The organism is Citrobacter sp. Awk 2 (assembly GCF_028069815.1).
Classification (GTDB): domain Bacteria; phylum Pseudomonadota; class Gammaproteobacteria; order Enterobacterales; family Enterobacteriaceae; genus Citrobacter.
The window spans coordinates 61,815-79,138 of the sequence record NZ_JANEWL010000007.1; the positions used below are offsets into that span (position 1 = coordinate 61,815).

General features: G+C 52.1%; 15 protein-coding genes. 5 read left to right on the forward strand and 10 right to left on the reverse strand.

Annotated elements, in window-relative coordinates; translation table 11 throughout:
* Positions 1 to 5 precede the first annotated feature (5 nt).
* The 4 genes from NNO02_RS03580 (at position 6) to NNO02_RS03595 (ending at position 6,040) form a co-directional block, all read left to right on the forward strand.
* Positions 6 to 1,427, forward strand: a complete 1,422-nt coding sequence (locus tag NNO02_RS03580) for a DASS family sodium-coupled anion symporter (protein WP_271441265.1) — start codon at positions 6 to 8, stop codon at positions 1,425 to 1,427.
* Positions 1,428 to 1,634: 207 nt separating this feature from the next.
* Positions 1,635 to 3,785 carry an ATP-dependent DNA helicase DinG gene (gene dinG, locus NNO02_RS03585; protein ID WP_271454220.1) on the forward strand — a complete coding sequence of 717 codons (2,151 nt, stop codon included), beginning with the start codon at positions 1,635 to 1,637 and terminating at the stop codon, positions 3,783 to 3,785.
* Between the two features lie 29 nt (positions 3,786 to 3,814).
* Entirely contained in the window at positions 3,815 to 4,783 is a 969-nt protein-coding gene (ybiB, locus tag NNO02_RS03590) for a DNA-binding protein YbiB (RefSeq protein WP_271449716.1), read from the forward strand.
* Positions 4,784 to 4,954: 171 nt separating this feature from the next.
* Complete coding sequence (locus NNO02_RS03595) at positions 4,955 to 6,040, forward strand: malate/lactate/ureidoglycolate dehydrogenase (protein WP_271454221.1); 1,086 nt, start codon at positions 4,955 to 4,957, stop codon at positions 6,038 to 6,040.
* Between the two features lie 96 nt (positions 6,041 to 6,136).
* Here NNO02_RS03595 and ybiJ read toward each other — a convergent pair whose 3' ends face one another.
* From ybiJ to mcbA, 5 genes are all read right to left on the reverse strand, one after another.
* Positions 6,137 to 6,397, reverse strand: coding sequence for a DUF1471 family protein YbiJ (gene ybiJ / locus NNO02_RS03600; RefSeq protein WP_048212199.1), 261 nt, complete (start codon positions 6,395 to 6,397; stop codon positions 6,137 to 6,139).
* 301 nt (positions 6,398 to 6,698) lie between these two features.
* The gene (locus NNO02_RS03605) at positions 6,699 to 6,965 is read right to left on the reverse strand and encodes a DksA/TraR family C4-type zinc finger protein (RefSeq protein ID WP_048212198.1); all 267 of its coding nucleotides are present in this window, start codon (positions 6,963 to 6,965) and stop codon (positions 6,699 to 6,701) included.
* 89 nt (positions 6,966 to 7,054) lie between these two features.
* Complete coding sequence (gene ybiX / locus NNO02_RS03610) at positions 7,055 to 7,732, reverse strand: PKHD-type hydroxylase YbiX (RefSeq protein ID WP_137384323.1); 678 nt, start codon at positions 7,730 to 7,732, stop codon at positions 7,055 to 7,057.
* Positions 7,733 to 7,775: 43 nt separating this feature from the next.
* The gene (locus tag NNO02_RS03615) at positions 7,776 to 10,061 is read right to left on the reverse strand and encodes a catecholate siderophore receptor Fiu (protein ID WP_271454222.1); all 2,286 of its coding nucleotides are present in this window, start codon (positions 10,059 to 10,061) and stop codon (positions 7,776 to 7,778) included.
* Positions 10,062 to 10,353: 292 nt separating this feature from the next.
* Positions 10,354 to 10,614, reverse strand: coding sequence for a DUF1471 family periplasmic protein McbA (mcbA, locus tag NNO02_RS03620; protein ID WP_137384321.1), 261 nt, complete (start codon positions 10,612 to 10,614; stop codon positions 10,354 to 10,356).
* Between the two features lie 200 nt (positions 10,615 to 10,814).
* On the opposite strand from mcbA, the gene rlmF reads away from it, so the two are divergent.
* Entirely contained in the window at positions 10,815 to 11,741 is a 927-nt protein-coding gene (rlmF, locus tag NNO02_RS03625) for a 23S rRNA (adenine(1618)-N(6))-methyltransferase RlmF (RefSeq protein WP_115602333.1), read from the forward strand.
* Here the strand turns inward: rlmF and ybiO are convergent.
* The 5 genes from ybiO to dps form a co-directional block, all read right to left on the reverse strand.
* On the reverse strand, positions 11,738 to 13,975 hold the full coding sequence (gene ybiO / locus NNO02_RS03630) for a mechanosensitive channel protein (RefSeq protein WP_271454223.1): 2,238 nt from the start codon (positions 13,973 to 13,975) through the stop codon (positions 11,738 to 11,740). The genes rlmF and ybiO overlap by 4 nt on opposite strands.
* Before the next feature lie 120 nt (positions 13,976 to 14,095).
* Complete coding sequence (gene glnQ, locus NNO02_RS03635; RefSeq protein WP_271441272.1) at positions 14,096 to 14,818, reverse strand: glutamine ABC transporter ATP-binding protein GlnQ; 723 nt, start codon at positions 14,816 to 14,818, stop codon at positions 14,096 to 14,098.
* Positions 14,815 to 15,474 carry a glutamine ABC transporter permease GlnP gene (gene glnP / locus NNO02_RS03640; protein ID WP_005123684.1) on the reverse strand — a complete coding sequence of 220 codons (660 nt, stop codon included), beginning with the start codon at positions 15,472 to 15,474 and terminating at the stop codon, positions 14,815 to 14,817. The genes glnQ and glnP overlap by 4 nt, the downstream gene beginning before the upstream one ends.
* 133 nt (positions 15,475 to 15,607) lie before the next feature.
* Positions 15,608 to 16,354, reverse strand: coding sequence for a glutamine ABC transporter substrate-binding protein GlnH (glnH, locus tag NNO02_RS03645; RefSeq protein WP_271441273.1), 747 nt, complete (start codon positions 16,352 to 16,354; stop codon positions 15,608 to 15,610).
* A gap of 364 nt (positions 16,355 to 16,718) precedes the next feature.
* Positions 16,719 to 17,222: a DNA starvation/stationary phase protection protein Dps gene (gene dps, locus NNO02_RS03650; protein ID WP_005123679.1), complete on the reverse strand. Its 504-nt coding sequence runs from the start codon at positions 17,220 to 17,222 to the stop codon at positions 16,719 to 16,721.
* Between the last annotated feature and the right edge of the window lie 102 nt (positions 17,223 to 17,324).

A 17,324-nucleotide genomic window follows, 5' to 3' on the forward strand; every position in this document is an offset into this window, starting at 1 on the left:
TTTTTATGTCAACGAATTCTGTCGCGGGAAAATCCATTCTGTCGTTCCTGATACCGCTGGTCATTGGGGGGATCATTTGGTTTTATCCCGTACCTGATGGTCTGACGCCTCAGGCCTGGCATATGTTTGCCATTTTTGCCGCGACCATTGCCGCTATTCTTACCCAACCGCTCCCTTCGGGGGCGGTAATGTTGATTGCGCTTTGCGTGGTCATTTTTACCAAAACCTTGCCAGAGGCAAAAGCGCTTTCCGGGTTTGCTTCTGGCACGGTATGGCTTATCTTCTGCGCCTATGTCCTTTCTCTGGGGTTTGTTACCTCAGGGCTTGGGAAACGTATCGCGTACAAAATGCTGTCGCTTTTTGGCGGCAGCAGCCTGGGTATCGCTTACTCGCTGGGGGTGTCCGATCTGATTATGGCCCCGGCAATGCCGTCGGTTACTGCCCGCTCCGGGGGGATTATTTTTCCCATCACCCGTTCAATCAATGACGTACTGGGCTCGGCGCCTGGGGCAACCGGCAAGCGCATCGGTGATTTCTTAACCATGGTGTGCTTTCAGTTTACACCGATTACCGGAGCGATATTCCTGACCGGGATGGCGGCGAATCCGCTGGTGGCCAGTCTGGCAAAATCCTCGTTAGGCGTTGAGATAACCTGGGGTGGATGGTTTATTTCCGCGGTGGTTCCGGCGATGGTCTGTTTCTGCCTGATGCCGCTTCTGGTCTATAAATTGCTGGACCCTGAGCTTAAGCGTACGCCAGAAGCAAAAGCGATGGGCAAGCAGGCGCTGGGTGAACTCGGTGCGATGAGCAGCAACGAGAAAAAGGTCGCCTTTGGCTTTGTGCTGGCGTTGGTTGGCTGGGGCACCAGCTTGATCACGGGATTATCAGCGACCTCTGTCGGGCTGGGGCTGGCCGCGTATCTGTTCGCCTCTGGCGCAGTCAGTTGGAAAAGCCTGCTCAATGACCATGCTGCCTGGGATACGGTGATTTGGTTTAGCGTCATTATTAGCCTCGCGACCGGACTTGCCGATCTGGGCTTTATTAAATGGATGACGATAAAACTGGGCAGCGGTATTCAGGGGTTTGGCGCGATAGAATCCTTTATTATGCTGGGGATTCTTTATATTTACGTTCATTATCTCTTTGCCACAGCGACCGGGCATGTTGCTGCACTGTATGCCCCTTTTGCGGCAACGGCGATCGCAGCAGGCGCGCCGCCGATGATGGTCGCTATCTGTTTTGGCATCTTCAGTAACCTGATGTGGGGCAATACGGAGTACGGTGGTGGGCCAGGCCCCATCTATTTTGCCCAGGGGTATTTTGAACGACCACGCTTTTACAAAATCAACCTCTGCGTGGTGACGGCGAATGTGATTATCATTTTTGCCGTGGGCATGCTGTGGTGGAAGTTGTTGGGGTACTATTAACCGACACCCTTATTCGGCCTGCAATGTCCTTCACTGTAGGCCGAATAAGGCGCGAACCCGGATGTAGACCGGATAAGGTGTGTAAGCCGCCATCCGGCAGTTTAGGCCAGTGCTGCGAGCCGCTTTCCAGAATGGGGGAAAAAGGTACATTGAGCGTCTGAAATGTGCCACAATGGTGGCTGTTTATACAGTATTTCAGGTTTTCTCATGGCATTAACCGCGGCGCTAAAAGCGCAAATAGCCGCCTGGTACAAGGCGCTTCAGGAACAGATCCCCGACTTTATTCCCCGTGCACCGCAGCGACAGATGATTGCCGATGTCGCGAAAACGTTGGCAGGGGAAGAGGGACGGCATCTGGCGATTGAAGCACCGACCGGTGTAGGGAAAACGTTATCTTACCTGATCCCCGGTATCGCCATTGCGCGTGAAGAACAGAAAACGTTGGTGGTCAGTACCGCTAACGTAGCGCTGCAGGATCAGATCTACAGCAAAGACCTGCCGTTGCTGCGGAAAATCATCCCCGATCTGCGTTTTACCGCTGCTTTTGGTCGTGGTCGTTATGTCTGCCCGCGCAATTTAGCCGCACTGGCGAGTACCGAACCCAATCAACAGGATCTGCTGGCTTTTCTCGACGATGATCTGACACCCAATAATCAGGAAGAACAAAAGCGCTGCGCCAGGCTGAAAGGCGATCTCGACAGCTATAAATGGGACGGGTTGCGCGATCACACTGATATCGCTATTGACGACGGACTCTGGCAGCGTTTGAGCACCGATAAAGCGAGCTGTCTGAACCGTAACTGCCACTACTATCGTGAATGTCCTTTTTTTGTCGCCCGCCGCGAGATTCAGGAAGCCGAAGTCGTGGTGGCGAACCACGCGTTGGTGATGGCGGCCATGGAAAGCGAAGCCGTACTGCCAGAGCCGAAAAACCTGCTGTTAGTTCTTGATGAAGGCCATCATTTGCCGGATGTCGCCCGCGATGCGCTGGAGATGAGTGCGGAAATCAGCGCGCCCTGGTATCGACTTCAACTGGACCTGTTCTGCAAATTAGTCGCGACCTGCATGGAGCAGTTCCGCCCGAAAACCACGCCGCCGCTGGCGAACGCCGAGCGGTTGAATGGTCACTGTGAAGAGTTATATGAACTGATCGCTTCACTTAATAACATCCTCAATCTCTATATGCCCGCCACGCAGGAAGCGGAACACCGCTTTGCAATGGGAGAACTGCCTGGTGAAGTGATGGAAATCTGCCAGCGACTGGCGAAACTGACGGAAATGCTGCGTGGCCTGGCAGAACTGTTCCTCAACGATCTCAGTGAAAAAACCGGTACCCACGATATCGTGCGTCTGCATCGGGTTATTTTGCAGATGAACCGGGCATTGGGCATGTTTGAGGCGCAAAGCAAATTGTGGCGTCTGGCGTCGCTGGCGCAGTCGTCAGGCGCGCCGGTGAGTAAATGGGCGACGCGCGAGGTGCGCGATGGGCAGATCCATGTCTGGTTCCATTGTGTCGGGATCCGCGTGAGCGATCAGCTCGAACGACTGCTGTGGCGTAGCGTACCGCATATTATTGTGACCTCTGCCACGCTCCGTTCTCTCAATAGCTTCTCGCGTCTGCAGGAGATGAGCGGTCTGAAAGAAAAAGCGGGAGACCGGTTTGTCGCGCTGGATTCCCCGTTTAATCACGTTGAACAGGGCAAAATCGTCATTCCGCAGATGCGCTACGAACCGTTAATTGATAACGAAGAGCAGCATATTGCGGAAATGGCCGCCTATTTTCGCGAACAGCTGGAAAGTAAAAAGCATCAGGGCATGCTGGTGCTTTTTGCCAGCGGGCGGGCGATGCAGCGTTTTCTTGAGCATGTTACCGATCTGCGCTTGCTGCTGCTGGTACAGGGTGACCAGCCGCGCTATCGACTGGTGGAGTTACACCGAAAGCGGGTAGAAAACGGCGAACGCAGCGTACTGGTCGGACTGCAATCTTTTGCCGAAGGTCTGGATTTGAAAGGCGAATTGCTGACCCAGGTACATATCCACAAAATCGCGTTTCCGCCCATCGACAGCCCGGTAGTGCTCACTGAGGGCGAGTGGCTGAAAAGCCTGAACCGCTACCCTTTTGAGGTGCAAAGCTTACCGGCAGCGTCGTTCAATTTGATCCAGCAAGTTGGGCGACTCATTCGTAGCCATGGCTGCTGGGGTGAAGTCGTGATCTACGATAAGCGGTTGTTGACCAAAAACTATGGTAAGCGTTTACTGAATGCGTTACCCATTTTTCCGATAGAGCAACCTGCTGTGCCAGACGTTATAGTAAAACCAAAAGAAAAAGCGAAACCCACGCGCCGCCGTCGGCGTTAACGATGCGAGCAACAGGAAAGGAGTTATCGATGGATTACCGCAAAATCATCAAAGAGATTGGGCGAGGTAAAAATCACGCGCGTGACCTGGACCAGGATACTGCTCGCGGACTGTATACCCATATGTTGAATGGCGATGTCCCTGACCTTGAGATGGGCGGCGTGCTGATTGCGCTGCGTATTAAAGGCGAGGGAGAAGCGGAGATGCTGGGCTTTTATGAAGCGATGCAAAACCATACCATTCGCCTGACGCCGCCTGTTGCCAAACCCATGCCTATTGTGATCCCCAGTTACAATGGCGCGCGAAAGCAAGCCAATCTGACGCCGCTGCTGGCTATTTTACTGCATAAACTGGGATTCCCGGTGCTGGTACACGGCGTCAGCGAAGACCCAACCCGCGTGCTGACAGAAACCATTTTTGAACTGATGGGGATCATGCCCACGCTGCATGCCGGCCAGGCACAGGCAAAACTGGATGGCCATGAACCGGTGTTTATTCCGGTGCGCGCGCTGTGTCCGCCGCTGGAGACGCAACTGGCGATGCGCTGGAGAATGGGCGTTCGCAACAGTGCACATACGCTGGCGAAGCTGGCCACACCGTTTGCAGAAGATGCCGCGCTGCGTCTTGCCAGTGTTTCTCATCCCGAATATGTCTCGCGAGTGGCAAAATTTTTCGGCGACATCGGCGGCCGTGGTCTGCTGATGCATGGAACGGAAGGCGAAGTGTATGCCAACCCGCAACGTTGCCCGCAGATTAGCCTGATAGACCCGACGGGAGTGCGTGTGCTACAGGACCGCCAGAGTGAGATGCCTGACGAGCCAGTCCCACTGCCGGTAGCAAAAGATCCGGAAACGACCGCCCGCTGGATAGAACGCTGTCTGGCCGGAAGCGAGCCGATACCGGCCTCATTGAAAATTCAGATGGCTTGCTGTCTGGTGGCCACCGGGGAATCCGCCACACTGGCAGAAGGACTTGCTCGCGTCGATCAAAGCTTCTGACCCTTTCGTCATCCCGACGGGCCTGACATCTGGCCCGTTAGTCGTTCCTGTCCTGTACCCTTTGCAACGTGAAATTTCTGCACGTTTATTGACCTCCTGGCTACCGTAGCGCAGCATAGTTTGTTGAAAAATAAGAAACACAACAAACACGCAACACAACAGGAGATTACAATGAACAGTGGACATCGCTTTCACGCGCCAACGCTGCATGCGTTTATTCAGGCCGTTTTCCGCCAGATGGGGAGTGACGAGCAGGAAGCGCAGTTGGTGGCCGATCATCTGATTGCCTCAAACCTCGCCGGCCATGATTCACACGGTATTGGGATGATCCCAAGCTACATTCGCTCATTCACGCAGGGGCATTTGCAGATCAATCGTCATGCGAAAGTGGTGAAAGAGGCGGGGGCAGTGGTTACGCTGGATGGGGATTGCGCATTTGGTCAGGTAGCCGCGCATGAAGCTATCGCGCTGGGGATTGAGAAAGCACAGCAGTACGGAATTGCTGCGGTAGCACTGCATAATTCTCACCATATTGGACGCATTGGCTACTGGGCGGAGCAGTGTGCGGAGGCGGGCTTTGTCTCTATACACTTTGTGAATGTGGTGGGGATTCCGATGGTTGCGCCGTTCCATGGTCGTGATAGCCGTTTTGGCACCAACCCTTTCTGCGTTGTGTTTCCACGTAAAAATGATTTCCCGTTGCTGTTGGACTACGCGACCAGCGCCATTGCTTTCGGTAAAACGCGCGTGGCGTGGCACAAAGGTGAGCCGGTTGCGCCGGGCTGTCTGATTGATGCCCTGGGGGCTCCTACCACCGATCCTGCTGTTATGCAGGAATCACCATTGGGCTCGCTGCTCACCTTCGCTCAGCATAAAGGCTACGCGCTGGCGGCAATGTGTGAAATCCTGGGCGGTGCGCTCTCTGGCGGTAAAACGACCCACGAAGCCAGTTTGCAGAACAGTGCAGATGCCATTATTAACTGCATGACCACGATCATCATTAACCCAACACTCTTCGGTGCCCCGGACTGTGACAATCAGGTTTCGGCATTTGCTGAATGGGTCAAAGCGTCGCCGCATGCTGAGGATGCGCCCATCCTGTTACCGGGCGAGTGGGAAGTGAATACCCGTGAAGAGCGGCTGGCGCAGGGTATCCCGCTTGATGCCGGAAGCTGGCAAGCGATATGTGAGGCGGCACGGCAAATCGGTATGCCGGATGCGGTATTGCAGGCGTTTCGCCAACGGCTTGAGCGTTAGATAAAAAAAAGCCCGTCCAGTGGCGGACGGGCAAACAAGGGTAACAAACAGGGTCAATGAGGGTTGGAGCATTGGGTCGTACAGGAATTCTGTTGGTTATTTGTAGATAACCGCGGTGCCGCTCATTTTGTCGTTGCCGACAGCGGAGGTGATGCTGTAACCACTTGCACCAGCAGCAGCTGCTTTTTCAGCCAGTTTTGCTTCCAGGCCATCCAGCGTGGTGGCACCATCAGCAGATACCACACCCATTTTATTCATGCTTTGTGCCTGAGTGGAGGTGACCGGCTCAGCAGCGAAAACACCAAATGACAGGGTAGACAGGGCGATAGCAGCAACAGCAAATTTAATGTTTTTCATGATTTTTCTCTCGCAGGTTTATTCGGTTAGTCGATGTTCTGTTCAGTAGACGTTGTTCTGTCGATGTGAGAAGTATCACGTTTTTTTCGGTGAGAGAAAATCGAATAGAATTGACGACATCAATCAAAAAAATTGAATGACAAATAACTTATTGAATATTAATAAATTCAGAAGAGGGATTTACAGTTCTTGTCATTGCGCTTTACAGAGAAAGTGACAACGGCACATTTTGCTACACCGTGAGTGAAAAAGCGTGCTCGTAAAGGAAATCGTATGCGCTGAAACTTTTGGTAAAGATGAGTCAACGTAGCTGGCTGTCTTTCGAACCTCTGCGATTATATCCTGAAAATGCAGAGTTATGTGAATCTTTGTCCTGTTGGCAGGAGATGCACAAACGCACGCCAGGTACCGCTTCACGGCGCGCCTGCGGGATAGGATTGCCACATTCTTCACATTCATGCAGACTTTCTCCCGTGGGTAACTCGCCACGGGCACGGGCAACAGCATCTTCAATCGTATTGTTGATCTGTTCGTTCACGGCGTCGTCATTTGCCCAGCCAGATGCCATGTGTGCCTCCTGTCATTCGTTTTATAAAATTCGTTTATAGAATAATTATAGCGAATGAGATGGGGGAAAAACGAGCGCCTACAGGCGTATCAGATTTCGGACCACTCGCGCAGCAGGTTATGGTAAAGATTAAGCAACGACAGGATCTCTGCACTTTCTCCGTGGCGCGCTTTCAGTGATTGAATGTTCTTATCCAGTTCAAACAGCATGGCGCGTTTTTTGTCATCACGGATCATCGACTGGACCCACATAAACGATGCCACACGGGTTCCTCGGGTAACCGGCGTGACGCAGTGCAGACTGCTGGAGGGGTAAAGTACCAGATCGCCAGCCGGAAGCTTCACCGTATGTTGTCCGTAAGTATCATTTACCCGAAGTTCCCCGCCGTCATAGCTGTCGGGATGGCTTAAAAACAAGGTCGCGGAAAGGTCAGTTCGCATCCAGCCGTTTTCCGGGTGACTACGCACCGCGCCATCAACGTGAAAACCGTAGGTTTCGTTGTTCTGATAACGATTGAACAGCGGCGTAGAGAGGGTTTTCGGCAGTGCGGCAGCGAAAAACAACGCACTGTTGTTCACAGCGTTCTGCACCGCTTGTTGCAATGCCATATAGCGCTCGCTACGCGTGTCAACCTGCTGGTTATTTTTAACCTGTGCTCCCTGAGCGCCCGTTGTGACACGGCCATCAACCCAGTCTATGGTTTCCAGTTGTTCGCGAAACCAGGCGACATCCTGCGCCGACAGGACGCCGGGAATGTGGTACATCATCAGTGTTTCTCCTGAAAGTGGGGCTTACGCCCCACGCAATGGATTAGAAATGCATATTCGCGGTGAGCAGGAAGGTTCTTGGCTCACCCGGATGGTAACGGTATCCACTTTTGTTAATGGAGGATACGTATTGGGTGTCAAACAGGTTGTAGACGTTCAACTGGAAATCGAGATTACGGTTCACGCGATAGCCTAACTTGGCATCTGCAACCCAGTAACCTTCGGTATAGGATGGCGTCCCAACGGCGCCGTCCGAACCGCGATGCATGCTGCCCACGTAACGAGCACCGGCACCAACGGAAACATCATCAGTAGCCTGATACTGACTCCAGAGTGTGAAGGCATGTTCCGGCGTATACGGCAGGGAAGACGAACCATCCTGCGCGACGTCTTGACCGCTATGCACCGTGGCGCGCTGTTGGGTATAACCGCCAATCACCTGCCATGCCGGGGTAATATTTCCTGCCACGGAGAGCTCGTAGCCTTCAACACGTTTTTCGCCATACTGGGAGTATGTCCCGTCATCGTTCTGTTCAACTTCGTTCTCGATATCCGTGCGGAAAACGGCGGCGGTCAACAGCAGGCGTTTATCCAGTACCTCCCATTTCGTCCCGATTTCGCTGGTCTTTGCCTTTTGTGGTTTAAAGTCGGTACGGTTGGCGCTGTTACCGGTCCCACTTTGAGCAAGGGCAAAATTACTGCCGCCCGGCGGTTGCTGGGAAACCGCATAGTTGATGTAAACGTTGCCGTTCTCGGTCAAATGGTACAGTGCACCTGCTTTCCAGTTCACCAGATTACCTGATTTCGCGGTGTCGACGGTGGTGACCGGAGAACCTTTGGCAGCGCCCGTTGGGCACGCGACGGCACCGCGACCAGAAGCGCCGCACGCGGTTGCACTGTCATACTGGGTACGGTAGTTATCCAGACGAATACCACCGTTCAGTTCAATATCACGCGTAATTTGCAGCGTATCGAAGGCGTAAATACCGAAGGTATCGGTCTGGCCGTTGGCGTTGGCGCCATTACGGGATAATCCGCCAATGTTTACGTTGCTGTTCGGTGAGTAAATATTGACCGGTGGCGGTGTGAGTGGCGCTACGCCATAGTTGGTCTGTGTTTCACGGGTCAACTCCACGCCGGTACTGATGTCATGTCCGACCGCACCGGTATAAAATTTTGACGTCAGGTTGGTCTGGTTGGTGAGGATTTTGTTGCTGACATCTTTGGTATTCGCCACCCGTGACCAGCTCCAGGTATCGACGTTGCGGGTTGGCTGCGTGATGTTTGATGCGCCGCCCATGACTGCGGTCATCAGATAATCCTGTTTAATGCGCGACCAGCGCGTGGTGTTGCGAAGGGTCGTGCTGTCACTCAGGTCATGCTCGAAACGCATTGTCGCGGTATCGGTCGTCGAGTCGTCGTAATCGGAGTCGGTACCATAGAAATTATGTGTATCTACTTTTCCTGAATGGTTCAGGGCCGATGTTCCAGCAGACGGCGCTGAGTAGCCAGGCAGACCAATCGTCGGAATTCCTCCGTCCGGTGTGTTGTGCTGGGTGACGTGTAGATAGTTCAGATACAGTCGGTTTTCGGTGCCTAAACCAAAGGCAATAGAGGGGGCCACGCCGTAGCGTTCGTTTTTAATGTTATCGCGTCCGGCATCATGCGTTTTCTCACCCATCAGGTTTAAGCGTGCCGCGGTGGTGTCACCGATGACCTGATTGATATCCAGCGTTCCCCGGCGGAACCAGGCGCTACCGACGCTGGCTGAGGCATCAATACCTGAATCGGTGCGCGGCTGCTTGCTGATCATATTGATGGAGCCTGTGGGGGCACTGCGACCATAGTCGGTTCCGGAAGGCCCTTTAATCACTTCAACCTGTTCCGTATTGAAGGTGTCACGCGTGACGCTACCAATATCACGAATACCGTCGATATAAATGCTGTTTGAGGTGTCAGCTCCTCGCATATACACCGCATCGCCGGTGGTGGAATTACCATTTTCACCCGCAAAAAATGCACCAACACCGGGCACGTTTTTCAACGCATCAGTAAGATTGGTTGCCCCCTGATCCTTAATAACCTGCTCAGAAATCACTGTCATGGTGCGAGTGGTGTCAGCCACCGGACGAGAGAACTTCGGGTCGGCAGAGTGCGTTGGGGCATACAGCGAGGGCTTGGCCGCTTCAACGACCAGCGTATCTTCCTGCTTTGTCTCTTGTGAACCTGCGGCGACGGCCTGGGCTACTGGAGACAAGCCAATACACAGGCCGGCAAAGAAGGTGAGCGAATGAAAACTACAAGACGGCAGATTGCGATTTTTATCCATGTTGATGAATGACTTATTATTTTTGAGTAGAAGGTTTCACTCAAACGAAGGGACATCTCTGTGGACGTTATACCCTGCAGGTCTCGCCTGAATGAAATGCGTAATTGATAATAATTTTGATAAGCATTATCAATAAGTGCGACGTTTTAGCATTCATTACTTCAAAAATAAATACATTTATTTACATTGAATTCAAAATTCCAACATGGTGGTTACAATTCAAGCGGAAGCTTTCAGGAAGAAGAGAACAGCAAACTGCATTCAGGGTGAATGCAGTTAAGCTGAGGGAGAGTTACTTATAGATAGTTGCTGTACCGTACATTTGATTTTTACCGCCAGCGGAATTAACCACAAAGCCTTTCGCGCCTTGCTCTTTCGCTTTTTCTGCCAGCTTACCTTCGAGGTCATCCAGGCTTGATGCTCCGCTCACGGAAATCGTACCGGAGGCTTGTAGTGGACCGGTGGCAGGACTGGTATTGGGCTGTGCAGCAAAAGTCGCAAATGTCATGCCGGTAAGTACGGTAGCGGCAAGGAATGTGAGGCATTTCTTCATGATGATATCCTCTGAGAAACAACAGATCGTGCCTGATAAGTTTAGGTCGTCATTGCAGGGTATTTGCCGCAAAAAATCGACCAACAACAGGCTGTTTTTTGAACGATGTAATTCGCATAAAAAATGAAATTTCCCTGCTGTGTATGTTTACCCCGTGGCGTTATGCGGGTATCTTACGCCGCTGTTAAAAGGAGAATGCTATGCCCCCCCAGAAACCGGGATTACATCCACGCAACCGCCACAATGGCCGTTATGATCTTGCGACGTTATGCCAGGTTACCCCCGAGCTGACGCAATTTCTCACCCTCACGCCAGGCGGCGAGCAGAGTGTTGATTTTGCGAATCCGCAGGCAGTGAAGGCGCTCAATAAAGCACTGTTGGCGCATTATTATGCGGTGGCAAACTGGGATATCCCGGAAGGTTTCCTGTGCCCGCCGGTTCCGGGTCGTGCGGACTACATTCACCATCTGGCCGACCTGTTGGGTGAAACCACCGGAACCATCCCTGCAAATGCCAGCGTGCTGGATGTTGGGGTAGGGGCGAACTGCATTTATCCACTGATCGGCGTGCATGAATACGGCTGGCGTTTTACCGGCAGCGAAACCAGTAGCGAAGCGTTTAGCAGCGCTCAGGCAATCATCAATGGCAACCCGGGCTTAACCCGGGCGATTCGTCTGCGTCGTCAGAAAGATGCTTCGGCTATCTTCAACGGCATTATTCACAAGAATGAGCAGTACGAAGCCACGTTGTGTAATCCGCCATTCCATGATTCTGCTGCCTCTGCCCGTGCCGGAAGCGAGCGCAAACGCCGCAATCTGGGGCAAGACAAAGATGATGCGTTGAACTTTGGCGGCCAGCAGCAGGAACTGTGGTGCGAAGGGGGTGAAGTGGCGTTCATCAAGAAAATGATCGCAGAAAGCCAGGCCTTTGGTCGTCAGGTGATGTGGTTCACCACTCTGGTATCGCGGGGTGAGAATCTGCCTCCGTTGTACCATGCGTTAACCGATGCTGGCGCGGTGAAAGTGGTTAAAAAAGAGATGGCCCAGGGGCAAAAGCAGAGTCGCTTTATAGCCTGGACCTTTATGGATAACGATCAGCGTCGTCGTTTTATGGCGCGTCAACGCTAAATCGTGGGCTCGCTCGGCGGCAGCGGTTCTGCTGCCGTTGATTGTGGGCCTGACACCGGTGCAGGCAGTACCTGATAGGTCTGTACCGGGGCGCGCACGTTGGCCTGATCGAAGTGTTTTTTCACCTCGCTGTCGAGCGCAAAACGCACCGTCCACTGCTTTAGCGGCAGGGTGGTAAACGAGACCCGTAAGGTGAATGCCGTATTGGTCAAACCGACAATCCCGGCAAACGACGGCTCGCCAATGATAAGCCCACGAATATCATCCTTTTCCATCACCGCAGCGACCGCATCCTTCAGCGCCTGATTGGCTTTATCCGCATCTTCATGACGGTCGACGTCGTAATTCGCAACGACCGATCCGATCCCACGGACGAAGTTGGCGAAGGTTGTTATCGAGGACCATGGGATGATGTGGTATGCCCCTGTGTCCTGGCGTACGCCAACAGAGCGGATCGACATGCGTTCGACCGTGCCGGTTAACGGGCCGATAGTGACCAGATCGCCGGTATTCATGCCGTTTTCAAACTGGATAAATATCCCAGTAATAATATCCTTCACCAGTGTCTGTGATCCGAATGAGATCGCCAGTCCCAGAGCCCCCGCCCCGGCCAGTAATGGGGCAATATTGACGCCAATCTCTGACAATACAATCATGATCGTGATGGTACTGATGATCACTGCCAGCGCGTTGCGAAATAACGTCAACAACGTGCGAGTCCGCGCACTGGGCAGCGGACGACCGTGAATATCTGAAGCCAGGCGGTTTTCAATCAGGCTGGCAAGGATCGTCCAGCCGATAGCTGAGAAGAAGAGAATCAGTGCGATGCGGATCAGAATATCGACCGTTTTTTCGCCCGCGCCGTAATGCAGCCAGTTCCAGAAGTCGAACAGTCCCCAGGCGTTGAGTAGCAACATAACGGCGACACACACAGTCAGGATCCTGGCCACGCTTAACGCCGTTGACAGCCAGCCATTTAGCCGCTTTTGTAATTCCGGATAGCTGCGCTGCGTGTGCGGCGACAAGGTAATCGTTTTGGCAATCCAACGGGATAACATGCCGGATACAAAGGCGGCGATCCCGATGATCACCAGACTGCGTAACGTTGCGCCCATCATGAATTTCAGACTATTGCCCGGATCAAAGAGTGAGAAGAAGAACAACACAATGAAATAGGCGCTGGCCAGCCAATGCCAGACCAGCGCAAAAGCACGGATAAACAGGCTAAAGAAGGCTAAAGAGCGTTCAGCAAGATTCTGTAAGTGCTGGGTTATCTCATTCTTGTTTCTGAAAATCAGGTACAGCGCCCACAGCGTGATGCACAGCATGATGATGACGTTAGCCATTGCGCCGACCTGTACGTTGACCTGATTCGAGATAATGGGGACCGCCACAATAAGCCCGTAACCAATCAGACTGCTTAATGAACTCAGACGCCGGTTCCAGTAGCGTGCGCCTGCATCCTGAATGCTAAATGGTCGCAGCTCTGTCACCGCCGGGCAAAAAATCAGGCGCAAAATGGCCTTAAAAAATTCAATCAGTGCAAAGGCATTGAGAAACAAGCTTTGCTGGAATGCAATCGTGCGGCTACCGGCATTCATTCGGTCGCTCAATATCTGCCCGACAAACAAGGTGAGCGCCAGCAGCAGTAAATCGATAATGAACGCGCCAATGATCATGGCGGGAAGTTGTACCCAATTACTGCGCTCGCGGTTTTTCCGTCGCGCCCATTGCCCCATTTTGCGATACAGCGGAAGTGCACAAAGCCGTATCAGCCAGTAAAAGCCAAAAACAGATGCCGCCAGCATAAGGAAATGGGTCAGGGCATTCGTGAACGTTTGCAGATTAAAGGTTTTATGGGGGGCGTCAGTGATGTTGCGATACAGCTGGGCAAAACGGCTTGAGAGAGCCTCACCATAATGACGGCTGACATCCGTGACATTCTCCAGCACCGTTTTTTCTTCCGTTAACGTCGGCGGGACAATGGTGGGTACCGGTTCGGGTGGTGGCGTGGCCGCTACTTTGCGCAATTGACCGATCAGCTCCTGGCGTGAGCTCTCATTTTCCAGTACATCCGCCAGCGCGCCATAGGCCGCCTTTTTTTGTTCGATATCGGGTTCTGTCGTGGGTCCAGCTTGCGGGCTGGTTGGGGCCGGGGAGGGAACGCCAGGTATCGTTACCGCGTGAGTCGGCATGCTCAGAAGACAAAAGAAGATGAACAGGAACCAGCGCATCACTCCTCCCATGAGAAAACAAATTCAAAAGGATAAGTATAGATGTCAGGGCGGGAGAGGATTGAAATGAGAGGATTCTGGTGAAAAACCTCCCTTCCGGCTGAAGGGAGGTATCAGGCATCAGGAAACGTGCTGTAAAAATTCCTGCAAACGCTGGCTGGGTGGATTTTCAATCAGGGCTTGCGGATTACCATCTTCGGCAATACGTCCTTTATCGATGAAAATCAGGCGTGAGGCCACTTTTTCGGCGAAGCCAATTTCGTGAGTCACAATCACCATGGTCATCCCTTCTTCCGCCAGGTCCTGCATGACTTTCAGAACCTCATGACGCAGTTCCGGGTCCAGTGCCGAGGTTGGCTCGTCAAACAGCATCATTTTCGGCTTCACCGCCAGCGCACGGGCAATGGCAACACGCTGCTGCTGACCGCCGGAAAGCTCTGAAGGGTAGTGGTGGGCACGCTCGGCCAGACCGACTTTTGCCAGCAGCTCTTTGGCCAGTTTTTCAGCCTGTTCTTTTTTCGCCCCGCGTACGCGTAGCGGGCCAAACATGACGTTTTCCAGCGCAGTCAGATGGGGGAACAGATAGAACTGCTGAAATACCATCCCGGCTTCCTGGCGGATTAACCGTTCATCGACCTTGGGATCGTTGACTTTCAGACCATCAACAATCAGGTCACCGGAGGTAATTTCTTCCAGCTTGTTAATGCAACGCAGCAGTGTAGATTTACCGGAGCCAGATGGCCCGATAATCACCACAACTTCACCTTGTTTAATATTCAGATCGATGTTGTGTAGCACCTGGGTTGGACCAAAGTGCTTAGAAACGTTTTTAAATTCAATCACAGGATTTTCATCCTTCTTTCCAGACGACGCAGAATGAAGCTCAGCACCAGCGTAATGATCAGGTAGAACACCGCAACGGCGCTCCAGATTTCCAGTGCGCGGAAGTTACCAGCAATGATTTCCTGACCCTGACGCGTCAGTTCCGCGACGCCAATGACGATGAACAGCGAGGTATCTTTGATGCTGATGATCCACTGGTTGCCCAGCGGTGGCAGCATACGACGCAGCGCAAGAGGTAAAATAACGTGGCGGATGGTCTCCGTGCGTGAAAGCCCAAGCGCCAGGCCAGCCTCGCTGAATCCTTTATGGATTGAGAGTACCGCACCACGCGTGATTTCCGCGATATAGGCACCGGAGTTAATCATGATGGTGACAACAGCGGCACTGAAGGGGTCAATACGTAAATCGTTAAACGCCATTGGCAGGGCGAAGTAGATAAACATGACCTGTACAACGATTGGCGTACCGCGGATGACTTCGATAAAGACCAGCGCTACATGGTTGGCTATCCAACCGCCGAAGGTACGCGCAAAACCTGCTGCAAGCCCGATAATCAGACCACCAGCCAGACCGAGGATTGAAATCCACAGGGTCATTTTGGCGCCTTCTATCAAAAGCGGGATGGCGGGCCAGATGGCACTCCAGTCAAACTGCATATGTCGTTCCTGTTACCGTGGTGAAAAGAGTCAAATGCCCGTTTTACCGGATGTACTTATCCGGCCTACAGGTCTCAAAAATGCTGGCGTAGACCCGGTAAGCATCACGCTGCCGGGGCTACGCTGTAGATTATTATTTAGGTTCAGTACCGAACCATTTTTTGTAGATTTCGTTGTAAGTGCCGTTCTCTTTCAGCGTTTTCAGTGCGCCGTTCACTTTATCACGCAGTGCATCGCTGCCTTTCGGGAAGGCGATACCGTACTGCTGCGCTTCCAGGGAATCACCTACAGCTTTGAACTGACCATTGCCGGCAGTTTTGATGAAGTACAGAATGTTTGGTGTATCGTGCAGTACCGCGTCTGCGCGGTTGGTACCCAGTTCCATATACGCGTTATCAATGTTCGGGAACTGACGCAGGTCTTTGGTTTTGATGTTCGCTTTTGCGTAATCCACTGAGCCGGTACCGCTTTTCACTGCGACGACTTTACCGTCCAGATCTTTTACGCTTTTCACATCGTTATTGTTCGCTTTGACCATCACTAACAGGCCGCTTTTGTAGTAGCCGTCAGAGAAGTCGATGGCTTTTTTACGCTCTTCGGTAATGGTGATACCAGCCAGCGCCAAATCGACGTTTTTAGTTTGCAGGGCTGGGATGATGCCGCTGAAATCCATAGGTTTCAGTTCATAATCCAGCTTTAGTTCTTTGGCGACGGCAGCCCACAGATCCACATCAAAACCAACGTATTTGTCGCCCTGTTTGAATTCAAAGGGAACAAAGGCGGTGTCGGTTGCGACAACGAGTTTCTTATCTGCGGCATGGGAGGACACCGCAAAAGCCAGGGTAAGTGCAGCCAGTGAAACTTTTAATACAGACTTCATAGGATTTCCTTTTATATCCACGGGGCGATCCCCTGCGAGAACATATGGCTTAATGAAAAAATCGTGCCAATTTTGCAACTCATTGTTTTAAAAAGAGGGTGTCTCATTTTGTTGCACAATAAGTAGGGCAAAGCGGGCTGGTTGCACCGTTTTAGGGCACCCATTTGGTGCGTGACGGGCGTGGTGCAAACGGTATGACTATTTAGCGTAAAAATTGTTGATAAAACAATCTTTCGTTAACGATTGTGTGAAGTGATTATTACAAATAATTTACTTTGGAGTGACGAACGATCAATGTTATGCACCATAGAAGTGCAAAACCCCCGCAAATGCGAGGGCAATATAGGTATTTCTTATATGTCTGTTATTCGATATTCGCTTCGATAAACCACAAGAATTTGTCGAGGTCGCGGGAAGCTGCAGTGAAGATATCTGCTGTATCCTCGTCTTTTGCTTCGCTTATCGCTTTACGTACGCTGTTAGCAACCACGGCATAACGTTCAGCCAGCTCTTTTAAGTGGTCCTGTACGTTATGGATATCCAGTGGGTAGCTTTTCAGTGGCGTTTTGCTGTTAATAACCTGAGTTGTCCCCAGTGCAACACCGCCTAACTGTACGGCACGCTCAGCCATGGTATCGAGGTGATCGGTCAGTGCAGTCCGGAAACCATCCAGCATTTCATGTACGGCAATAAAGTTTGCGCCGCGCATATTCCAGTGTGCCTGTTTGGTGATCAGTGACAGGTCGATGAATTGGATCACCTGCTGATTCAGCAGTTCAACGGTCGCTTTTTTATCGCTGTCTGTTACATCGTTGCGGGTATAAAGGAGGGCAGATGCTTTTGTTTTTACCAGTTTTGCGGTACTCATAATTTCATATCCTCTTGATGTTTACGTCCCAAATCTTCAACGAGGATAAGTATAGCGCTAATTTCAGTTTTATTTTTCCGGTGTTACCTATCACTTTAATAG

Bases quoted from the DNA above. Each gene is read 5' to 3' on its own strand.
- NNO02_RS03580 (WP_271441265.1), top strand. From the start codon at position 6: ATGTCAACGAATTCTGTCGCGGGAAAATCCATTCTGTCGTTCCTGATA.
- NNO02_RS03595 (WP_271454221.1), top strand. From the start codon at position 4,955: ATGAACAGTGGACATCGCTTTCACGCGCCAACGCTGCATGCGTTTATT.
- ybiJ (WP_048212199.1), bottom strand. From the start codon at position 6,397: ATGAAAAACATTAAATTTGCTGTTGCTGCTATCGCCCTGTCTACCCTG.
- ybiX (WP_137384323.1), bottom strand. From the start codon at position 7,732: ATGATGTACCACATTCCCGGCGTCCTGTCGGCGCAGGATGTCGCCTGG.
- ybiB (WP_271449716.1), top strand. From the start codon at position 3,815: ATGGATTACCGCAAAATCATCAAAGAGATTGGGCGAGGTAAAAATCAC.
- rlmF (WP_115602333.1), top strand. From the start codon at position 10,815: ATGCCCCCCCAGAAACCGGGATTACATCCACGCAACCGCCACAATGGC.
- glnH (WP_271441273.1), bottom strand. From the start codon at position 16,354: ATGAAGTCTGTATTAAAAGTTTCACTGGCTGCACTTACCCTGGCTTTT.
- ybiO (WP_271454223.1), bottom strand. From the start codon at position 13,975: ATGCGCTGGTTCCTGTTCATCTTCTTTTGTCTTCTGAGCATGCCGACT.
- dinG (WP_271454220.1), top strand. From the start codon at position 1,635: ATGGCATTAACCGCGGCGCTAAAAGCGCAAATAGCCGCCTGGTACAAG.
- NNO02_RS03615 (WP_271454222.1), bottom strand. From the start codon at position 10,061: ATGGATAAAAATCGCAATCTGCCGTCTTGTAGTTTTCATTCGCTCACC.
- mcbA (WP_137384321.1), bottom strand. From the start codon at position 10,614: ATGAAGAAATGCCTCACATTCCTTGCCGCTACCGTACTTACCGGCATG.
- NNO02_RS03605 (WP_048212198.1), bottom strand. From the start codon at position 6,965: ATGGCATCTGGCTGGGCAAATGACGACGCCGTGAACGAACAGATCAAC.
- dps (WP_005123679.1), bottom strand. From the start codon at position 17,222: ATGAGTACCGCAAAACTGGTAAAAACAAAAGCATCTGCCCTCCTTTAT.
- glnP (WP_005123684.1), bottom strand. From the start codon at position 15,474: ATGCAGTTTGACTGGAGTGCCATCTGGCCCGCCATCCCGCTTTTGATA.